The organism is Desulfobacter hydrogenophilus (assembly GCF_004319545.1).
Taxonomy (GTDB): domain Bacteria; phylum Desulfobacterota; class Desulfobacteria; order Desulfobacterales; family Desulfobacteraceae; genus Desulfobacter; species Desulfobacter hydrogenophilus.
Map to the genome: position 1 here is coordinate 4,426,322 of NZ_CP036313.1, position 16,490 is coordinate 4,442,811.

Below are 16,490 nucleotides of genomic sequence, written 5' to 3' on the forward strand. Positions count from 1 at the left end.
ACGGCCATAGGCCGGCCTGATCTATTAATACTCAGGCTCAACCCAAAACGAACGTTGAAAAATCTATGAACCTGACAAGTTACTGTCTTTTTTTAAATATTTTTCTCAACATAACAGCCATGCCGTTCATGACCATCAAAAAAATTAGAAGCACCATGATGGCAGCCGACGCTTTTTCTAAAAAGGCTTTTTCCGGACTGCCTGCCCACAGGAAAATCTGTACGGGCAGCACCGTGGAAGGATCTGTGAACCCGGCAGGGATATTTGCAATAAAGGCCACCATACCAATCATCAAAAGCGGCGCAGTTTCCCCAAGAGCCCGGGCCATGGCGATAATGGTGCTGCTGAGCATGCCCGGCAGGGCCTGGGGCAAAACATGATGTGCTACCATCTGGATTTTGGAGGCACCAATACCAAAACTTGCTTCACGAATGGAAGGCGGCACCTCCCTTAGTGAGGAACGGCCGCCGATAATAATGCTTGGCAGCGTAATCAAGGCTAAAACCAGCCCGCTGACAACCGGGGCGGATCTAGGAAGGCCCCAAAAATTTAAAAATACGGCCAGCCCCAGCAACCCGAATACGATGGAAGGCACGGCTGCCAGATTATTGATGTTCACCTCAATAATTTGTGTCCATCTGTTTTTAGTTGCAAATTCTTCCAGATACACAGCCGCCGCCACCCCAATGGGAAAAGAGAGGGACAGCGTAATAACAATGGCGTAAAAGGAACCACAGACCGCTCCACGGATCCCGGCAAGTTCAGGCTCCCTGGAATCTCCTGCGGTGAAAAAAGTTTTATTAAATACCTTTTTGATCTGTCCCCGCTTAACCAGTTGATCCACCCAGGCAAGCTCCCGTTCATCGATCCGTCTTTGGGATTCCGGCTTATCTAAATCAATATGCCCTTTCATCAGCATGTCCACATCAGCATCGGCCGGTACCCATATCTGAATGGTGGTTCCAATTTTATCCCGGTTTCTGGCCACAAAATCCTGGAGTATGTAAGCGGCGCTGATACTGACAAGCCCGTACAATTTACGTTTATCAGTATGTTTTGTCACATCGGGAGAAATGGACAACAAAGCGTTATGAATCAATTTGGAATAATTTGCATCTGCAAGGTCATCCTTGTCTATAACGTCGGTATCCAGCAAGACATCCAGCCGGACCACGGTCTGCTGAAAAGCCGTATACCCGTTGAAAATAATAGAGATCAACAGCAGGGACAGAAAGCTTAAACTGATAAGAATGGCTGCACACCCGAAAAAACGAAACCTGCGTTCTTTACGGTGACGTCTGTTCAGCCCCTTTTTGACCATATCTATGGTCCCAACCCTGCTCTGTTCATCATTTAAATTATGCATAATGTGCCCTGTACTTTCTGACCACCGTAAGGGCCACCACGTTTAAAATCAAGGTAGCAACAAACAATACAAGCCCCAGGGCAAAGGCAGCCAGGGTCTTGGCACTGTCAAATTCCTGTTCCCCCACCAGCAGGGAGACAATCTGCACCGTAACCGTTGTAACTGCCTCGAAAGGATTTGCGGTCAGGTGTGCAGACAGGCCGGCTGCCATCACAACAATCATGGTCTCCCCAATGGCTCGGGACACGGCCAGCAGCACCCCACCCACAATGCCGGGCAGGGCTGCGGGCAGCACAACATGTATAATGGTTTCACTCCGTGTGGAACCAAGGCTTAGGGCGCCGTCCCGCAAGGACTGAGGAACCGCATTGATGGCATCATCAGATAAAGAGCCAACAAAAGGAATGAGCATAATTCCCGTAACGACCCCGGCTGCCAAAGCACTCGCCGAAGATACGGAAAACCCCAGGATATCACCTGCCTCCTTGATGGCCGGGGCCACAACAAGGGCGGCAAAAAAACCGTAAACAACCGTAGGTATGCTGCCCAGAATACCTAAAAGCGGCTTGACAATACGTCGAAACTTTCCATTGGCATATTCAGATAGATAAATGGCAGACATAATCCCTAACGGCACAGCCACACACATGGCAATGCCCGCAATGAGCATGGTACCAAAAATAATTGGAACCACCCCGAATGCACCGGAAGAACCTATCTGCTCTGCATGAATAGCCATCTGGGGGCTCCATTCAAATCCGAACAAAAATTTATGTACCGGCACAATTTTGAAGAATCGAATTGACTCATAAAGTACGGAAAGGACAATACCGATGGTGGTAAAAACAGCTAAGACGGCGCAGGCAATAAGTAGAACCTCAACAATTTTTTCAACATGATTCCTGGCCCGAAGCGTGGGTGTTATTTTTAAACATATGCCGGCAATGGCAACCATAGTTATTGCCGTTATAATAACGCCTAACGCCGTATGGGCAGTCATCTCAAGGCTTTTGTAATGATCGGCTGCAGCCTGGATGGCAGGACTGATTTGAACGCTCACAGTATTACCGGACACAATATTTTTAATATCATTGACAACAAGATTAAGACGGGCGTCAGGCAGGGATCGGATCTGGTCAGGAAGATCGGCCATCACCATATCCATGATGATGGTGGATTGAAAAAAATGCCAGAACGAAAAAACAATCAAGGCCGGCACCGCACACCAAATGGAGGTTAGAATCCCGTAATAGAAGGGTCTGGAATGAAGCGCACTTGGACCGCCCTGGGCTGCGCAAACAGAAAAGGCCTTGCTGCGGCCTATAAAATAGCCTGCAACGGTCAGCATCCAAAGGGTTAAAAGCAAATGAATCGATGTCATGCGTGTTCCTTAAAAATTTCGAATACTTTCATTTTTATGCATTCAACGAAAATCTTGCTCAAGTTTATTAGATTCAGTTTAATATTATATTAGCGAAAAGTTAGAATTGTGTTTCGCCCCGCCGTTTTTTAATTTGACCTCTTTCCATGCTGAATCCGACACAGATTCTATTCGTAATCCGTTTATTTGCCATAAAAATGAAAATTATATTAAATTTTGGTGGGAACTCAGACCAGCGGAAAAGATTGAAAGGCAATAGAACACAAAAAGATGTGAATATAACAGCTATGGGCTGACCTGGCCGATCAAGACCCACAACAAAAATTTAAAAATTCATATAGATTAAAAAGACTTTAATTATAAAAACATGCCGGCCCGTTAGAGCCCGGACCGGCATGCGTTTGAATGGGTCACTTTGCGTTTAAACACTATTGAGAACTATTTTTTTCATCAATATCGTTGAGAAGCTGTGAAAACGATTTTTGACTAAGGAATTCACCGAACTGGGAACGGTAATTATTAACCATACTAACCCCTTCGATGTTAATATCAAAGACTAACCAGGGATCTTTACCCTGCCTGTACATCAGGTAGGCTATGGGAATTTCTGTACCATCGTCGGTAATAACCTGGGTCTGAATTTTTGCGTATTCTCGGTCTTTTTTCGTTTTACGCTGCTCATCAAAGTAGACCACCTTTTCATTGGTATAGGTTTCAAGCTTGGCGATATATGTATTTTCAATCAGACGCTGGAACCGGAGCGTAAAATCCTGTTTTTCTTCCGGAGTTTTCCCTCTCCAGTGTTTCCCAAGACTGGACTGGGCCATACGGCCAAAATCAAAACCATGCAGGACGATGTCACGAATTTTTTGCCTGCGAACCTCTTTGTTCTCATCCCCTTCAAACTCCGGGTTTTTAAGCACATCAAGGATAGCGTCAATCTTGACCTTAAGGGTTTGTGTGGCTGATAAGGCGTCTTCAGCCACGGCCTGTTGGGAAAAAACAGACATTGCAGAGAGCATGAATGCAAAGAAAACCAGTGTTCTGATTGTGTTCATCCGTTTCAGTCCTTCAAATATTGCCAGTCTTATTTAAAATGCCGTCAATTTCCTGGAAGGGAAAAGGTGTGGATAAATTTTTTGCACCCTGACCTTTGGGGCCGGCTTTTGGTTTGTGACCTGAACCCGTAAACGAGGCTCTTTGACCGTCTTTGAATTCAATTTGGTAGTTGGGGCGAATACCTTTACCCGTAGTGCCGAAAAGAACTTTTGATTCGGAATCACCTGCCATGTTCTTCAGTACTTTTTCAAGAAAGGTTTTTGATAATTGTGCCACCCGGTCAATGTCCCATTCAATATTGTTTTTTACCCGGGAGCCCGAGCCGGATGATGCTGATCCCTTGGTTTTTAACTTGGAAATCCTGTCTTCCATGCCTTTGAGCTTCATTGCCAAATTCTTAACCGAGCGTTCCTGAATATCTCCTGAAGCCTTAGGCTTCAACTCGCCCAGTTGACCGAATGCCTGGTCAAAGCAAGCCCTTGACTCATCCACCTCCTTTTTTTCTATAAGCTGGTCCATTTGTTCACACAAACGGTTGATGGACAGTCTTGATTCACGGAATTTAGTGGGTTCCATTTTACCTCCTTACATGTTTAACGCAAACTGTTTAACCGCCTGTTTTGTCTGCCCGTCCCCTTGTTTTTTAAGGTTATGGAGCACCTGAAACCGACGGAAACATGCTGCAATTGATCCGTTATTGTTTCAATACTCTACACTGGCTGCATATTTATTTCAAGAAACAGCCCAAATTTGATACACAGATGTTTCTTTACATTGCTTTTCTTTGCCCTTATATTCTGCCCATGAAATTCTACGCAGTGGCCAGGGGCCGAAAAACAGGAATATTCACATCATGGTCCGAGGCCGAGCGCCAGGTTAAAGGATTTGCAGGCGCCAGGTTCAAGAGTTTTAAAACAAAACAGGAGGCATTGGCTTTTCTGGAGGATCCGTCCTACATAAATTCTGCGTCTTCAACTAAAGATATTGATTGTGCCCCAAAAAAGAAAAAGACCACGCAGCACCAGACCGCCACTTATGAATACCCGGAAAATGCCGTGATGGTATATACGGACGGCGGGGCCATCGGTAACCCCGGCCCAGGTGGCTATGGTGTGGTCTTTGAAACAGGTGAAACCTTTTCCGGTGGGTTTAATCTGACCACCAACAACCGTATGGAACTTTTGGCTGTTATCGTGGCCCTTGAGGCCCTTGAAGGCGAGGCCCGCCCCATCTGCCTGCATTCGGATTCCCGATACGTTGTCAACGGTATTACCAAAAATTGGGCAAAAACATGGAAAAAAAAGGGCTGGAAAAAAGCTGACGGCTCCCCGGCCATGAATCCGGATTTGTGGCAGCATCTTCTGGATTTGCTGCCAAGTCTTGATGTCCGGTTTATCTGGGTAAAAGGCCATGCCGGCAACCCCTTGAACGAAGCCTGCGATCATCTGGCCAATTCAACAGCACGTATGCCCGGGCTGCCCGACGACACAGGTTATCTTAAAAGCCGCATAGACAGCGATTAAATGTCAATGAAACAGCGAACGTATCCAGCTGAAAAAACCGGTCTTAGACGAATTGCCTTGGGTTGGATTCAGTTTGGAGGACATTGAATTTTTTCCATTAGTAATATCCGAATGTTGAAAAACTGAATTTTCTGGCGCGGATACCGGTTCTTGTTTTTGGGGAACGATACCGATGACGCTTTCCGATTTTTCTTCCAGGGAAGCGTGGATCTCATTGACGACTGCTTCCTGAATTTCCTTTTTGGACAACGGTAATCCCGATTGCCCGGCAATCCATGTGGATTCAAGGGAGGTGACACAGCCATCGCCGTTTTTTCCAATACCGGACATGGAGGCCACGGCATAGGCGAACTCAAGCAATGCCGCGATCTTCCTATCTTTTTCCGGTGCCAATGCAGGATTCTGATAAAATTCAATCCCCGTACAAACCCGGGAAGGGATATGCCAGATCCCCAACAATTTTGATGCGATATTGGTGTCCGTCGTTCCGAACTCATTCAGCTCCGCCATATGAACAGGTTCGTTTAGTTTCGCTGCTGTCTGAATGCATTTTGTAAATTCAAAAGGATATTGAATTGCAAGAATTAATTTTCCAATACCATGAAGCAACCCTGCAATATAAAGCTCACCCGGGTTGACATTCATGCCTATATTCGGATGCCCCAGACGTCTTGCCGCATTGGCGCAAGCCCAGGAAAAGGCCCAATATTCCTGGGTTTGAAATCCCTCTATTTCAGGAAGCTTTGGAAGCATACGCCGGAAAAAATACAGGTTGGCGGAATCGATGGTCTCTTGAAGTCCGATACGGGCAATGGCTGACCGTAAACTGTAAACCTCATCAATGCCTTTGAAATATGCGGAATTTGCCAATTGAAGAATCATGGATAAAAGCCCTGGATCTGAATCAATGATCTTTACAAAATCATCCACTTTTATATCATTAATTGATTTTCTAATCAGGGACATCAGTTTCGGCCCATTCGCCGGCATGGGAGGTATTTGGACTTTTGAATTTAAAATGTCCAATGCGATGGCGTTGGCAATGGTTTGCTCTCCCTGATTTTTTTCTTTAGCCGTCATATTTTTTCCTGTCAATTAAAGTCTTATCACTCAAAGATATGATTCCGAACAATTACCATGGGCTGGCTCGATCTTTCATGATGTATATATACAACAAAACACACAACAACTTCAATTTCAAGACGTTAAAAATTCCTTTGGTGATTTGCATTTAAAAAACAGGCAATGGGACAATTTAAACATCTTTTGCTATATTGATCTGATGGTTGAATGGTGCAAACATTTCAATGTAAAAATCTGGAGTTACTACCTGATGCCCAATCATACCCACCTGATTGCAGTTTCCGCAAGATCGGATGGACTTGTCTCCGGCATAGGCGAAGCCCATATACGATATGCAAGGATGGTGAATGTTCACGGCGGCTTCGCCGCCGTGAAACGCGGTGCTTATTTCGTCCATCACCGCGTTTATACACATAAATATCAGGAGAAATTATGATAAATCTTGCCGAACCAAATTCTTTTCAGAATTCTAAAAAAAAGCTCACTCGGGTAGGTCTGGGTGGGGAAGGTATCCTTCGAACAACCGGACAAAAAGACCTGGCACATGCCGTTATTAAGGAAGCTTATGAACAGGGTATTGGCTATTTTGATACAGCACGGGTATATCTGGACAGTGAAATCTATTACGGGAATTACTGGGGAAACAACCCAGATCATCGAGAATCCATCTTCCATACCAGCAAATCTGCAGAGCGAACCCGAGAAGGGGCAATGGCAGATCTAACGCAGACTTTGACCCGGCTGAACACCTCATATCTTGACCTGTGGCAAATTCATGATGTCAGAGATGAAAGGGATCTTGACTTGATTTCCCGAAAAGGCGGTGCAATGGAAGCCTTTACAAAAGCTAAGGACCTGGGACTTGTAAAACATATTGGCGTTACAGGGCATCATGACCCTGATATATTAACACAGGCTGTAGAGAACTGGCCTGTAGATGCGGTCCTGATGCCTGTGAACCCGGTGGAGGAAATCATTGGCGGTTTTTTAACCCAAACGCTTGAATCTGCTAAAAGAAAAGGTATTGCCGTTATCGGAATGAAAGTTTTAGGCGGCAAACACTATATTGCAAAAAATTCCGGTATCACAGCAGGATTACTGACCCGGTTTGCTCTTTCGTATGATATCACAACCGCCATTGTGGAATGCAGTAACCCTGACGAAGTAAAAGAACTGGCTGATGCAGGCCGGGTTCAAAGCGCATTATCGGATACTGAAAAAAAAGAGATCATCAAACTGTTTTTACCCCAGGCAAAAAGGCTGGCATTCTACAGAGGAAGCGTTGTTACTCCCCATTCGCTTATTTTTTTTAGTGTTTTGTTAATTTTTACACACAATATATTGTGTTATAATACTCTTGCTCAGAAAAATTATGTCATATTTGGAATGCAAAATCATAATTTTTATATGCAAAAAACAAACCATATAAGAATTAAAAACTAAAATTATTCAGGATTGTCTTTTTTTAGGCAAATAATGACTCCCCATGATTATAAATTGGCTTTTCTGATTTCAAAATAAGCGAATGGGGAGTTGTTAATGAACCTTAAATCCGGTTTGTCTTTTACTCGATGATCCAGTTTTTTTGAGGGAAGAACAGGTAATCAGTATTGAAAAATGCAAAGGCTGGTCAAGTCGATGCTATAATACCAATTTTCCAAACTGATATCTCACTCATCGGTTGGCCAGCCTTCAATGAGCAGAGTAAAATAAATGTTATTTGAATACAATAGTTCAATTGCAGTATAACACCTCATTTATGAAAATAAGGAATGAGGCGGATGTGTTAATAAATAAGCTGTTGCCGTTTGTTGAAAAGTATACTGATTCACTGAATACTGAATTAACACAGTCATCCCCAGGAATGACCTTAAGCAAATCACAAAAATTCTGGCTGGGTTTCTGCATCACTGGAATCATCTTGACCAGCAGCATCAATTGGGCTGCTTTTTCACGTATCAGTGTGGGATTGTATAAAACTACAGCTCTTTCCTGGATGTTTCGCCATTCTAAAATTGCTTGGGAGCATCTGTTTCATCTCAGCCTTAAAATTATTTTCAAAGTATATTGCATTACCAAAGGTGTTATCAGTATTGATGATTCCGATAAAAAGCGCAGTAAATGCACAACAACAATTTTTGGAGTCCACAAAATAAAAGACAAATCAACGGGTGGTTTTTGCATGGGGCAAGGCTTAGTATTTTTGGTGTTGATAACACCAAAACTCAGCTTTCCAATTGGCTACGCCTTTCATATTCCTGATCCAAAAATCAGCGAATGGACCAAGGAGGATAAAAAATTAAAAAAGGCTGGCGTGCCAAAATCAGAACGCCCAAAAAAACCGGTGCGCTCAGAAGAATATCCTACCATTCCAATGATTGCCAAGGCTCTTTTAAAAATATTTGTAGAGAAACACCCGGAAATAAAAATAGAAGCGATTGTTGCAGATGCCTTATATGGGAATGCTGAGTTCATGGATGAAGCGTCTAAAATTGCAGGAAACGCCCAAGTTATCAGCCAAATAAGGTACAATCAAAATATTTTACTCAAGAGCGATAAAAAATCAGTTGAAACATATTTTAAAAATATTCAACCAATTCAAAAGACCATACATGTACGTGGAGGTAAAGAGGTTGTTGTACTCATTAAAAGTGCCAGAATACATGTGTGTGCTCATAAGAAAAAAAGATTTGTCATTGCAATAAAATACATTGGAGAAAAGGACTATCGGTATCTTGCCGCTTCGGATCTGACCTGGCGATATCCTGATATCATAGACGCATTTACACTCAGATGGTTAGTAGAGGTTTTTATTCAAGACCATAAGACGAATGAAGGCTGGGGAAATTTGACCAAACAACCTGATGAAGACGGGTCTTACAGAAGTTTGACCCTGAGTCTGTTGGTTGATCATTGTCTCCTGCTTCATCCTGACCAGGTGGCCTCGATAAATAACAAACTGCACGCAAGAACTGTTGGCAGCCTATGTGACACCGTCAAAGTTGACTGCATCTTATCCTTTGTCGAACAAATCATTCATAGTGATGACCCAGAATCCCATTTCAAGCAGATCTCGGTATTTTTAAAAGAGCATTTTGTAAAGGCAAACGATTCTCAAAAGCACATGAATCTAAATTCTTGGGGGAATTATCAATCCGCCCCATCATTAAAATACAAAGCATTCTGTTAGCATGGGGATAATAACTGCCAGCGAGGTCTCATGTCAATTTTTAAAAACTGGATCATCGAGTTTTAGGAACGGGTCTTAAATAATTTGCCCATTCTGCTATATCCGGGAGCGCGGGCGTATCGCCCGCATCTTTGCAATACTTTTGGATATGCGGGCGATACGCCCACGCTCCCAGTTTAATTTGCAACCAGCTAAAAAGCCAAAAGGCAAAACTTTAACTCTTGAGCAGAAAGTTGTAAATCGCGGTATTTCAAAAATAAGAATCAGAATAGAGCATGTTATAAGCGGCATCAAAAGGTACAGAATTATTAAAGACCAATGCCCAAAATAACTCAAAGGCTTTGCTGATCTGGTTATGGTTATTGCCTGTGGATTGAACAACTTGAGGCTGAGATTCCGCCCTTGGAAAGAAGTCTCGATCCAAGATATGTAAAATCAATATATTGTCTATTGTCAAATATCAATTAAAACGCAATAATAAAGCGCCTCAAAGTCATAGAAAAAAACAACGTTTAATCGCTCAAGATTTAAATATCAAAGTGTCGCTGTAATGTTAAACGAAAGCAAAAAATAAGAAACCCCATCGCGAAAAATAGGAGACCCCATGCTGAATAAACTGAACGATTTATCTTTACGGACAAAACTTTTCATCGGATTTGGATTATCCTGCGTTTTATTTATCATCGCCGGGATAGTGGTGAACACTTTCAACAACAAAACCATTGACGAATTGACCACTACAGAAATAGAGATACTGCCTCATATGATCAACTTCAGTGAAATCAGAAGAGATGTCGAACAGATACAGTCTTGGTTGACGGACATTTCCGCTACCCGGGCCGTTCCGGGATACGATGACGGCTTTGCTGAGGCCCGGACCTATTATGAGGATGCCGTGAAACGCCTTGATTTTGCCATTACCGAGCATGAAAAATATGGAGAAACAAAAATAGTCTCTTTTCTTGTGACCATGAAAAAAAGCCTGGATGATTATTATGAAATGGGCAAAAAAATGGCTCAGGCATATATTGACGGAGGACCTGAGGCAGGCAACCCCATGATGGAAAAATTCGACCCGTTTGCAGCCAAATTGTCTTCAATGAATGAAAAACTGGTGACCGAGCATGTGGATGATCTGGTGCAAGCATTTAAAGCCCTGAAGGAAGAAACCCGGACAACCTCAAAGATGCTCTGGTTTGCTATCTTGACGGTTGTCATCCTTTCCGTTCTCACGACCCTGATTATCGCAAACCCCATTGTATCGACTTTAGTCAAAATTGTGGGCAAGATCAAGGACATAGCATCAGGCGAAGGGGATTTGACCAGACGTCTTGACGTCATGTCAAAGGATGAATTCGGCAGGTTGGCAAAGTGGTTTAATGTGTTTATGGAAAAACTTCAGAAAATAATTTTGCAGATATCCGGCAACAGCGAAACCATCCGGGAATTTTCCAAGTTGGGGATCGTATCAAACAAGCAGATCAATAAACGGATGGATAAAATGTTGGACAGCTTTGGTATAATTTCAGCATCCTGTTTAAAGACGAACGAAAATATGAACTCTGTTGCCGCAGCAATGGAGCAGGCTTCCAGCAGTGTTGACACTGTGGCGTCGGGCGCAGAGCAAATGAGCAGTTCTGTTGATGAAATTGCAAAGAATACGGCAAAAGCAAGAGAAACCACCGACGAAACCGTAAGGCTTGCCACTGCCATCTCCAAGGAAATTGACGAACTTGGGCGTGCCGCCATAGAGATAGACCAGGTCACGACAACGATTACAGATATCTCCGCCCAAACCAATCTACTTGCCCTCAATGCAACCATTGAAGCGGCAAGGGCGGGGGAGGCCGGCAAGGGATTCGCTGTGGTGGCTTCTGAAATAAAAGGACTGGCCCAACAAACTGCAGAGGCTACATTGGAAATTCGCAAGAAGATTGAGGGAGTTCAAAAAGCAACAAATGTTACGGTGACAGGGATAAACGAAGTGGTATCGGTTATCGGAGATTCAAGTGACGTGGTAAATTCCATTGCCTCAGCAGTGGAAGAACAGTCTGCGGCAACCCGGGAAATCGCATCAAGCGCCGCTCAAACGGCTTCGAGTATCCAGGATATTAGTCATGACCCCCAGTGAAACTGGGGGCTTGATTGTTAACCGCTCAAAGCGGTCTTTTAAAAGCGCCTAAAGGCGCGGTTTAATCAAACAAGTTCATCTGTTCGCAACGTTGATCCTCTTTTTCTTGATGCCGGATATATGCTCGAACAATTTGTTCGTCGATTCCTACTGTTGATGCAAAATAACCTCTGGCCCAAAATTTTTCACCATTATAGTTCCTTTTTTTACCACAAAACTGACGTGCTATCTGAATAGCACTTTTCCCCTTGATGAACCCAACTACCTGAGCCACGGCAAATTTGGGTGGAATGGAGATCAGCATATGAACATGGTCTGTCATCAAATGTCCTTCTTCGATCTCGCATTCTTTTTGTTTTGCCAAACCATGTAGTATTGACCCCAGTTCCCGACGTAATTGCCCGTAAATAACTTTCTTCCGATATTTTGGAATCCAAACCACATGATACTTGCAATACCACTTTGAATGCTTTAAACTTTTATAATCTTTCATACAACCTTCCTTTAATAGCTTTGAGCGGCTAACTTAAGGAAGGTTGTTTATTTTCAACTCCCGGAACTGTCAAACTTTTCGAGTCCTCCACCGGAGGTGGAGGTTTACCCAATAGAATTATAATGTGGCTGAGTCCACCACCATGATCAAAACTATTACCACGGCCGTGGATAAGGAACTTAAATCCGTTGCCGAGGTCTCTTTTTATGCAGTTGAGGCAGAGATCAACGCCGAAGGAATGAATGAATTGTCAGAGTCCCTGGAGGCCCTGTCACATCAATTTCATATCGGGGACAAAAAATTCCACATCGGCGAAGTAAAACTGGCTCACCTTGCATGGAGTACAAATTTGGAAGCTGTCATCCGTGGGGTAAAGGACATGAAGCCTGAAGACGTAACGCTCCACACTGAATGTGAACTTGGGAAATGGTATTTCGGTGAAGGAAAGACCTACTCATCACTCGATGTTTACCAGGAGATGGGAATCTGGCATGAAAAAATCCATAACATAGCAAAAGAGGTCGTGACCTTGTGTGCCAATGGTGAAAAAGAAAAAGCCCTCCCCCTTTTGGAAGATTTTAAAGAGGCAAGAGTAAAATTATTCGCGACTATAGATTCTATTTATGTGGATTAAGGTGGGGGGGCAGGTGGCGATGAATCAATATCCGGTTAATTCAATATAGCCCAGTCCCTGGATTTTATCTCCTTTGAAACGAGCGGCCCCTTCCCAGTATGTAAATGAATGGGTGTGCTCCTGATTGGGGACCAGGGGCGTGGCATATAGCTCGATTCCCTTTTCAGGAAGGGTGATCAGCCACTTATGGGGATATTTTTTTTTCGTAACCTGACTTTCCCATTTGTTTAGCGGACGAATGGTGAAATCCTGTTCTTCAAGGATTTCATAACTGCCGTCCGGAAAAAAGAGACTACCGAATCCATACCCGTTTGCTTCCCCGTTCTTGTTCCGAATCCGGCAAACCATAAGATCCCGGCCGTCATCCAGATGAGCAGAAAACCAGTCCCAACCGGAAACATCTTTGCTCATGGCTGACGTACTCCATTCATGATCAAGCCATGTAAACCCTTCGATCTCAAAGGGTTGGGTTCCAATCGTGATCACTCCCCGGGTTTTGATACGGGGGATGGAATAATAATAAGAGCTATTGGAAAGATTCGGCCCTTTTCGGCTCAATCCCTGATTTCCCTGGAAAATGGGTTGAGAAAAATGACTGAAGAAGAGATCAAGCGCCACCGGACTTTCAGAAGCGGATAACCGCATGGTATCACCTGTCTGGATTACTTTCCAATCATCAACCCAGACCTTAAACGGAACGGCTTGACTTCCGGCGATACCGATGCTTTCACGATTCATCCGCTGCATGGAATAAAATTTGGCATTGCTGACATCTGTTAAACCCAGATGAGCGAAATAAAGCTGTCGGGTCCGCCATTTTGATCCTTTTTTTAACGGTTTACAGGAAAGCGCCCGCCGAAAAAAAGTGAGCTGAAAACCAAACAGCTGGTGGTTTTGGGTTCTCAAATTTCCTGTATAGTACCACCACTCGGTCTGAAACGCTTCATGGGCGCCGCTGTCTTCCGGAAGCCTTATGTTTGCCGGTTTTTGTGCAATACTGTAGCATCCTAAATCCGAACCGGATGACAGGGCCTGGGCAATGTTGATCCGCTCAGGAGATTCCGAACTGTCGCATCCGGTTAGCAAGACTGCTGCCAGTCCGCTTAAAAAGATAAGAAAAAAATGGTATGTTTTGCATCTGTTCATCTTTACTATTCCATGTGCAGCGCACGGCTGATATTGGTTTTACCGGCTTGAAAGGCCGGAATAATTCCGGCAATGACAGCAGCGCCAACAGAAAGAAGCAGGGCCTGCAATAAAATACCCATTGACAGGACCATGTCATAGCTCCACCCAAAGGATCGCTGGTTGATGATATCAATCAGAACCCAGGCAAGGAATACACCAAGGGGCAGGGCCAGTACACCGGAAACAAAACCGTTTATTCCGCATTCCATAATCATCAGTCGTCTCACCTGATCAGACTTTGCACCGCATGCCCGTAATATTCCCAACTCTTTTTTTCGTTCGATCAACAGAGCCATAACGGAATTCAGGATACCGGTAAAGGCAACAATTGCCGTCAGGATCTGAAGTGCCGTTGTTATCACAAACGTCTTGTCAAAAACGGAAAGGATACTTTGTTTAATGCTCAAGCCGGAGACCACTTTAACCATTTTGGTTTCAGGAATCATTTTTTTTATCATATGAATCGTTGGTTCGATCTCATCCGTTGAATTTAAGAAAACCTGAATGGATGTGATATCGTCAAGTCCCCAGTATTTTTTCATTACATTCCGGCTGACAACTGCCCGGCCGCCACCCATGAAAAAATCCCTGAACACACCAACGACCTTGAATCGAACAGGTCCTTGAATTGTTTCCAGCGTAACATGGTTTCCATTTTCCGGATTAAATGAATGTTTCCGGGCGAATATTTCAGAGACCAGTATCCATCCCTGTTCAAGAAAGGGTTCCATCTTATCGGGCCGCTGTGCGGTCCATGTCCATTGCTTTTCGGAAAGATCCTTAATGTATGAGAATATATGGACTTCACCGGCGACCACGGAATAAATCCGGTGAATGTTATAGGCAGACAGATCCTTTACCTGGGGCAATTTGTGTATCTGGTCCAAAAGATCGAAATCAAGCCTCCTGTCCAGCTCATCTGTGGAAGAGACATGGATATCTGCCCCTATATGCCCGTCTACCCATGTTTCAATAGATGCCCTGAAGCTTTTGGTCATGATTTCTATTCCAATAAATACTGAGACCACCACCATCAGAGAGGCAATTAATACGCTGGTGCGGCTCAAGGATCTGACAATATTCCTGGCAGCCATTTTAAACAGGACTTTTCCGTATTTTTTCACCAGACCGGAACTGGCCCAGGAAATTAGAAGAACAAGCCCAGGGGCCAGGAACGAACTGCCCAGAAAGAGAATAAAAACCCCGATAAAATCATATGCCGGCGGCAGGGCGACTACTTTAAAAATCATAACCGCACAGGATATGAGTAACAAGCCTGTAAACATGAAGACGGGAATCTTATTTTGAATAGCGCGTTCAGACGCAGACCGCTGCATCAGGGTGATGGGAATGGCACGGGATGCCTTTAAAGCAGGAAAGATTGAAGCCAGGAACGAGGCTGTGATACCCGCCAGAACGCCTTTCAAAATGGTCATCGAACTGATATGGGCCTGGCTGACAGTGAGAACAAAATACATATCGGAAACCGTGCTGCAGACAGCATTAACTGCTCCTTTGCCAAATCCGACGCCAAGAAGGGCCCCAAGAATGGATCCGATAAGGGAAAACAAGAACACCTCCAGGATCACCATTAGAAATATCTGCCGGCCACTTGCGCCAAGGGCTTTCAGGGTTCCGTTGATGTGTCGTCGTCGGGCAACGGAAAAAGAGACGGTGTTATAAATCAAAAAGATCCCCATAAACAATGCCAGCATTGAAAATGCTGTCAAGCTGGTTTCAAATGACCGGGACAACCCGCGGACCACCTGGTTCTGTTTATTTGTTTCGACCAGAAAAACCCCTTTGGGAAGAATCTGCCGGACTTTATCAATGTCATCCTTATGCAGTAAGAGATCAATTCGAGTAATATTGTCACCCAATTCCAGGAGTTCCTGAGCTGTTGCAATATCAGTTAAAATAACACCGTCGGCCGGATTTCTGCTATTTACATCTCCGGTATCAATAAATCCGGCAACAATGGCTTTGATCTCTTTATTTCCGAATCTAAGATAGATGGGACGATTTAATTTCACATTGAACTGCCGGGCATTACGACGGGAAATAAGAACACCAGGTCTGCCGGAAGACAGGTCCATGGGCCTGGAATTAGTCCCTTTTATGGTTTCAAATGACCGGAAGTAAATTTCAGAGAAGGGATCAATTCCCATCAGGGTAAAGGTTTTATTTCCCAGCTGATCTGTTTTTACATGTCTTGTTATCACGGGTGCACTGGCTTTGATACCTAATTGGGTGCGCAATTGTGTAAAAAGGTGCTGGGGAATCGTAAAATTACTTCCCACGATCTGGTGGGTACTGCGGGAAGTCAGGGCTGATGTGGAGAGTTCAAAGGATTTGGTAATGCTCGTTTTTGATATGTCTATGGCGATCACCCCTGCTACACCAATGGCTATGCCGATGGTCATGAGAGCGGTCCTTAAAGGA

15 protein-coding genes are annotated in these 16,490 nt (G+C 44.1%); 7 read left to right on the top strand and 8 right to left on the bottom strand.

The genetic code is table 11. The features are described from left to right. Window positions 1-79: 79 nt before the first annotated feature. The 4 genes from pstA to EYB58_RS19700 form a co-directional block, all read right to left on the bottom strand. On the bottom strand, window positions 80-1,366 hold the full coding sequence (pstA, locus tag EYB58_RS19685; protein ID WP_111959354.1) for a phosphate ABC transporter permease PstA: 1,287 nt from the start codon (window positions 1,364-1,366) through the stop codon (window positions 80-82). Further along, window positions 1,359-2,747 (bottom strand): phosphate ABC transporter permease subunit PstC, encoded by a 1,389-nt coding sequence (pstC, locus tag EYB58_RS19690; protein WP_111959356.1) that lies wholly within the window; start codon window positions 2,745-2,747, stop codon window positions 1,359-1,361. The genes pstA and pstC overlap by 8 nt, the downstream gene beginning before the upstream one ends. 428 nt (window positions 2,748-3,175) lie before the next feature. Further along, window positions 3,176-3,805, bottom strand: coding sequence for an MlaC/ttg2D family ABC transporter substrate-binding protein (locus tag EYB58_RS19695; protein WP_111959358.1), 630 nt, complete (start codon window positions 3,803-3,805; stop codon window positions 3,176-3,178). A gap of 13 nt (window positions 3,806-3,818) precedes the next feature. Further along, window positions 3,819-4,382 (bottom strand): hypothetical protein, encoded by a 564-nt coding sequence (locus EYB58_RS19700; RefSeq protein ID WP_111959359.1) that lies wholly within the window; start codon window positions 4,380-4,382, stop codon window positions 3,819-3,821. 185 nt (window positions 4,383-4,567) lie between these two features. On the opposite strand from EYB58_RS19700, the gene rnhA reads away from it, so the two are divergent. Further along, the gene (rnhA, locus tag EYB58_RS19705) at window positions 4,568-5,329 is read left to right on the top strand and encodes a ribonuclease HI (protein ID WP_242637446.1); all 762 of its coding nucleotides are present in this window, start codon (window positions 4,568-4,570) and stop codon (window positions 5,327-5,329) included. Window positions 5,330-5,332: 3 nt separating this feature from the next. Here rnhA and EYB58_RS19710 read toward each other — a convergent pair whose 3' ends face one another. Then, a complete protein-coding gene (locus tag EYB58_RS19710; protein WP_111959361.1) occupies window positions 5,333-6,409 on the bottom strand; it encodes an HDOD domain-containing protein in 1,077 nt (358 codons plus the stop codon). A gap of 253 nt (window positions 6,410-6,662) precedes the next feature. Here EYB58_RS19710 and EYB58_RS24270 point away from each other — a divergent pair, with 253 nt between their 5' ends. The 5 genes from EYB58_RS24270 to EYB58_RS19735 all read left to right on the top strand — a co-directional run bounded on the left by EYB58_RS24270 (window position 6,663) and on the right by EYB58_RS19735 (window position 11,733). Beyond that, complete coding sequence (locus EYB58_RS24270) at window positions 6,663-6,848, top strand: hypothetical protein (protein WP_242637447.1); 186 nt, start codon at window positions 6,663-6,665, stop codon at window positions 6,846-6,848. Beyond that, entirely contained in the window at window positions 6,845-7,855 is a 1,011-nt protein-coding gene (locus EYB58_RS19720; RefSeq protein WP_131072126.1) for an aldo/keto reductase, read from the top strand. The genes EYB58_RS24270 and EYB58_RS19720 overlap by 4 nt, the downstream gene beginning before the upstream one ends. A gap of 316 nt (window positions 7,856-8,171) precedes the next feature. Then, the gene (locus EYB58_RS19725; protein ID WP_242637448.1) at window positions 8,172-9,602 is read left to right on the top strand and encodes a transposase; all 1,431 of its coding nucleotides are present in this window, start codon (window positions 8,172-8,174) and stop codon (window positions 9,600-9,602) included. A gap of 148 nt (window positions 9,603-9,750) precedes the next feature. Continuing rightward, complete coding sequence (locus EYB58_RS24900; protein ID WP_111960833.1) at window positions 9,751-9,933, top strand: transposase family protein; 183 nt, start codon at window positions 9,751-9,753, stop codon at window positions 9,931-9,933. Window positions 9,934-10,206: 273 nt separating this feature from the next. Further along, on the top strand, window positions 10,207-11,733 hold the full coding sequence (locus EYB58_RS19735) for a methyl-accepting chemotaxis protein (RefSeq protein ID WP_111960831.1): 1,527 nt from the start codon (window positions 10,207-10,209) through the stop codon (window positions 11,731-11,733). Window positions 11,734-11,794: 61 nt separating this feature from the next. On the opposite strand, the gene tnpA is transcribed toward EYB58_RS19735, so the two are convergent. Beyond that, window positions 11,795-12,226: an IS200/IS605 family transposase gene (gene tnpA / locus EYB58_RS19740; RefSeq protein WP_131071982.1), complete on the bottom strand. Its 432-nt coding sequence runs from the start codon at window positions 12,224-12,226 to the stop codon at window positions 11,795-11,797. A gap of 142 nt (window positions 12,227-12,368) precedes the next feature. On the opposite strand from tnpA, the gene EYB58_RS19745 reads away from it, so the two are divergent. Next, window positions 12,369-12,860, top strand: coding sequence for a CZB domain-containing protein (locus tag EYB58_RS19745; protein ID WP_131072127.1), 492 nt, complete (start codon window positions 12,369-12,371; stop codon window positions 12,858-12,860). A 24-nt stretch (window positions 12,861-12,884) separates the two neighbouring features. Here EYB58_RS19745 and EYB58_RS19750 read toward each other — a convergent pair whose 3' ends face one another. Beyond that, window positions 12,885-14,006 carry a lipocalin-like domain-containing protein gene (locus EYB58_RS19750; protein ID WP_111960482.1) on the bottom strand — a complete coding sequence of 374 codons (1,122 nt, stop codon included), beginning with the start codon at window positions 14,004-14,006 and terminating at the stop codon, window positions 12,885-12,887. Window positions 14,007-14,011: 5 nt separating this feature from the next. Next, window positions 14,012-16,471, bottom strand: coding sequence for an FtsX-like permease family protein (locus EYB58_RS19755; RefSeq protein WP_242637449.1), 2,460 nt, complete (start codon window positions 16,469-16,471; stop codon window positions 14,012-14,014). Window positions 16,472-16,490: the final 19 nt, after the last annotated feature.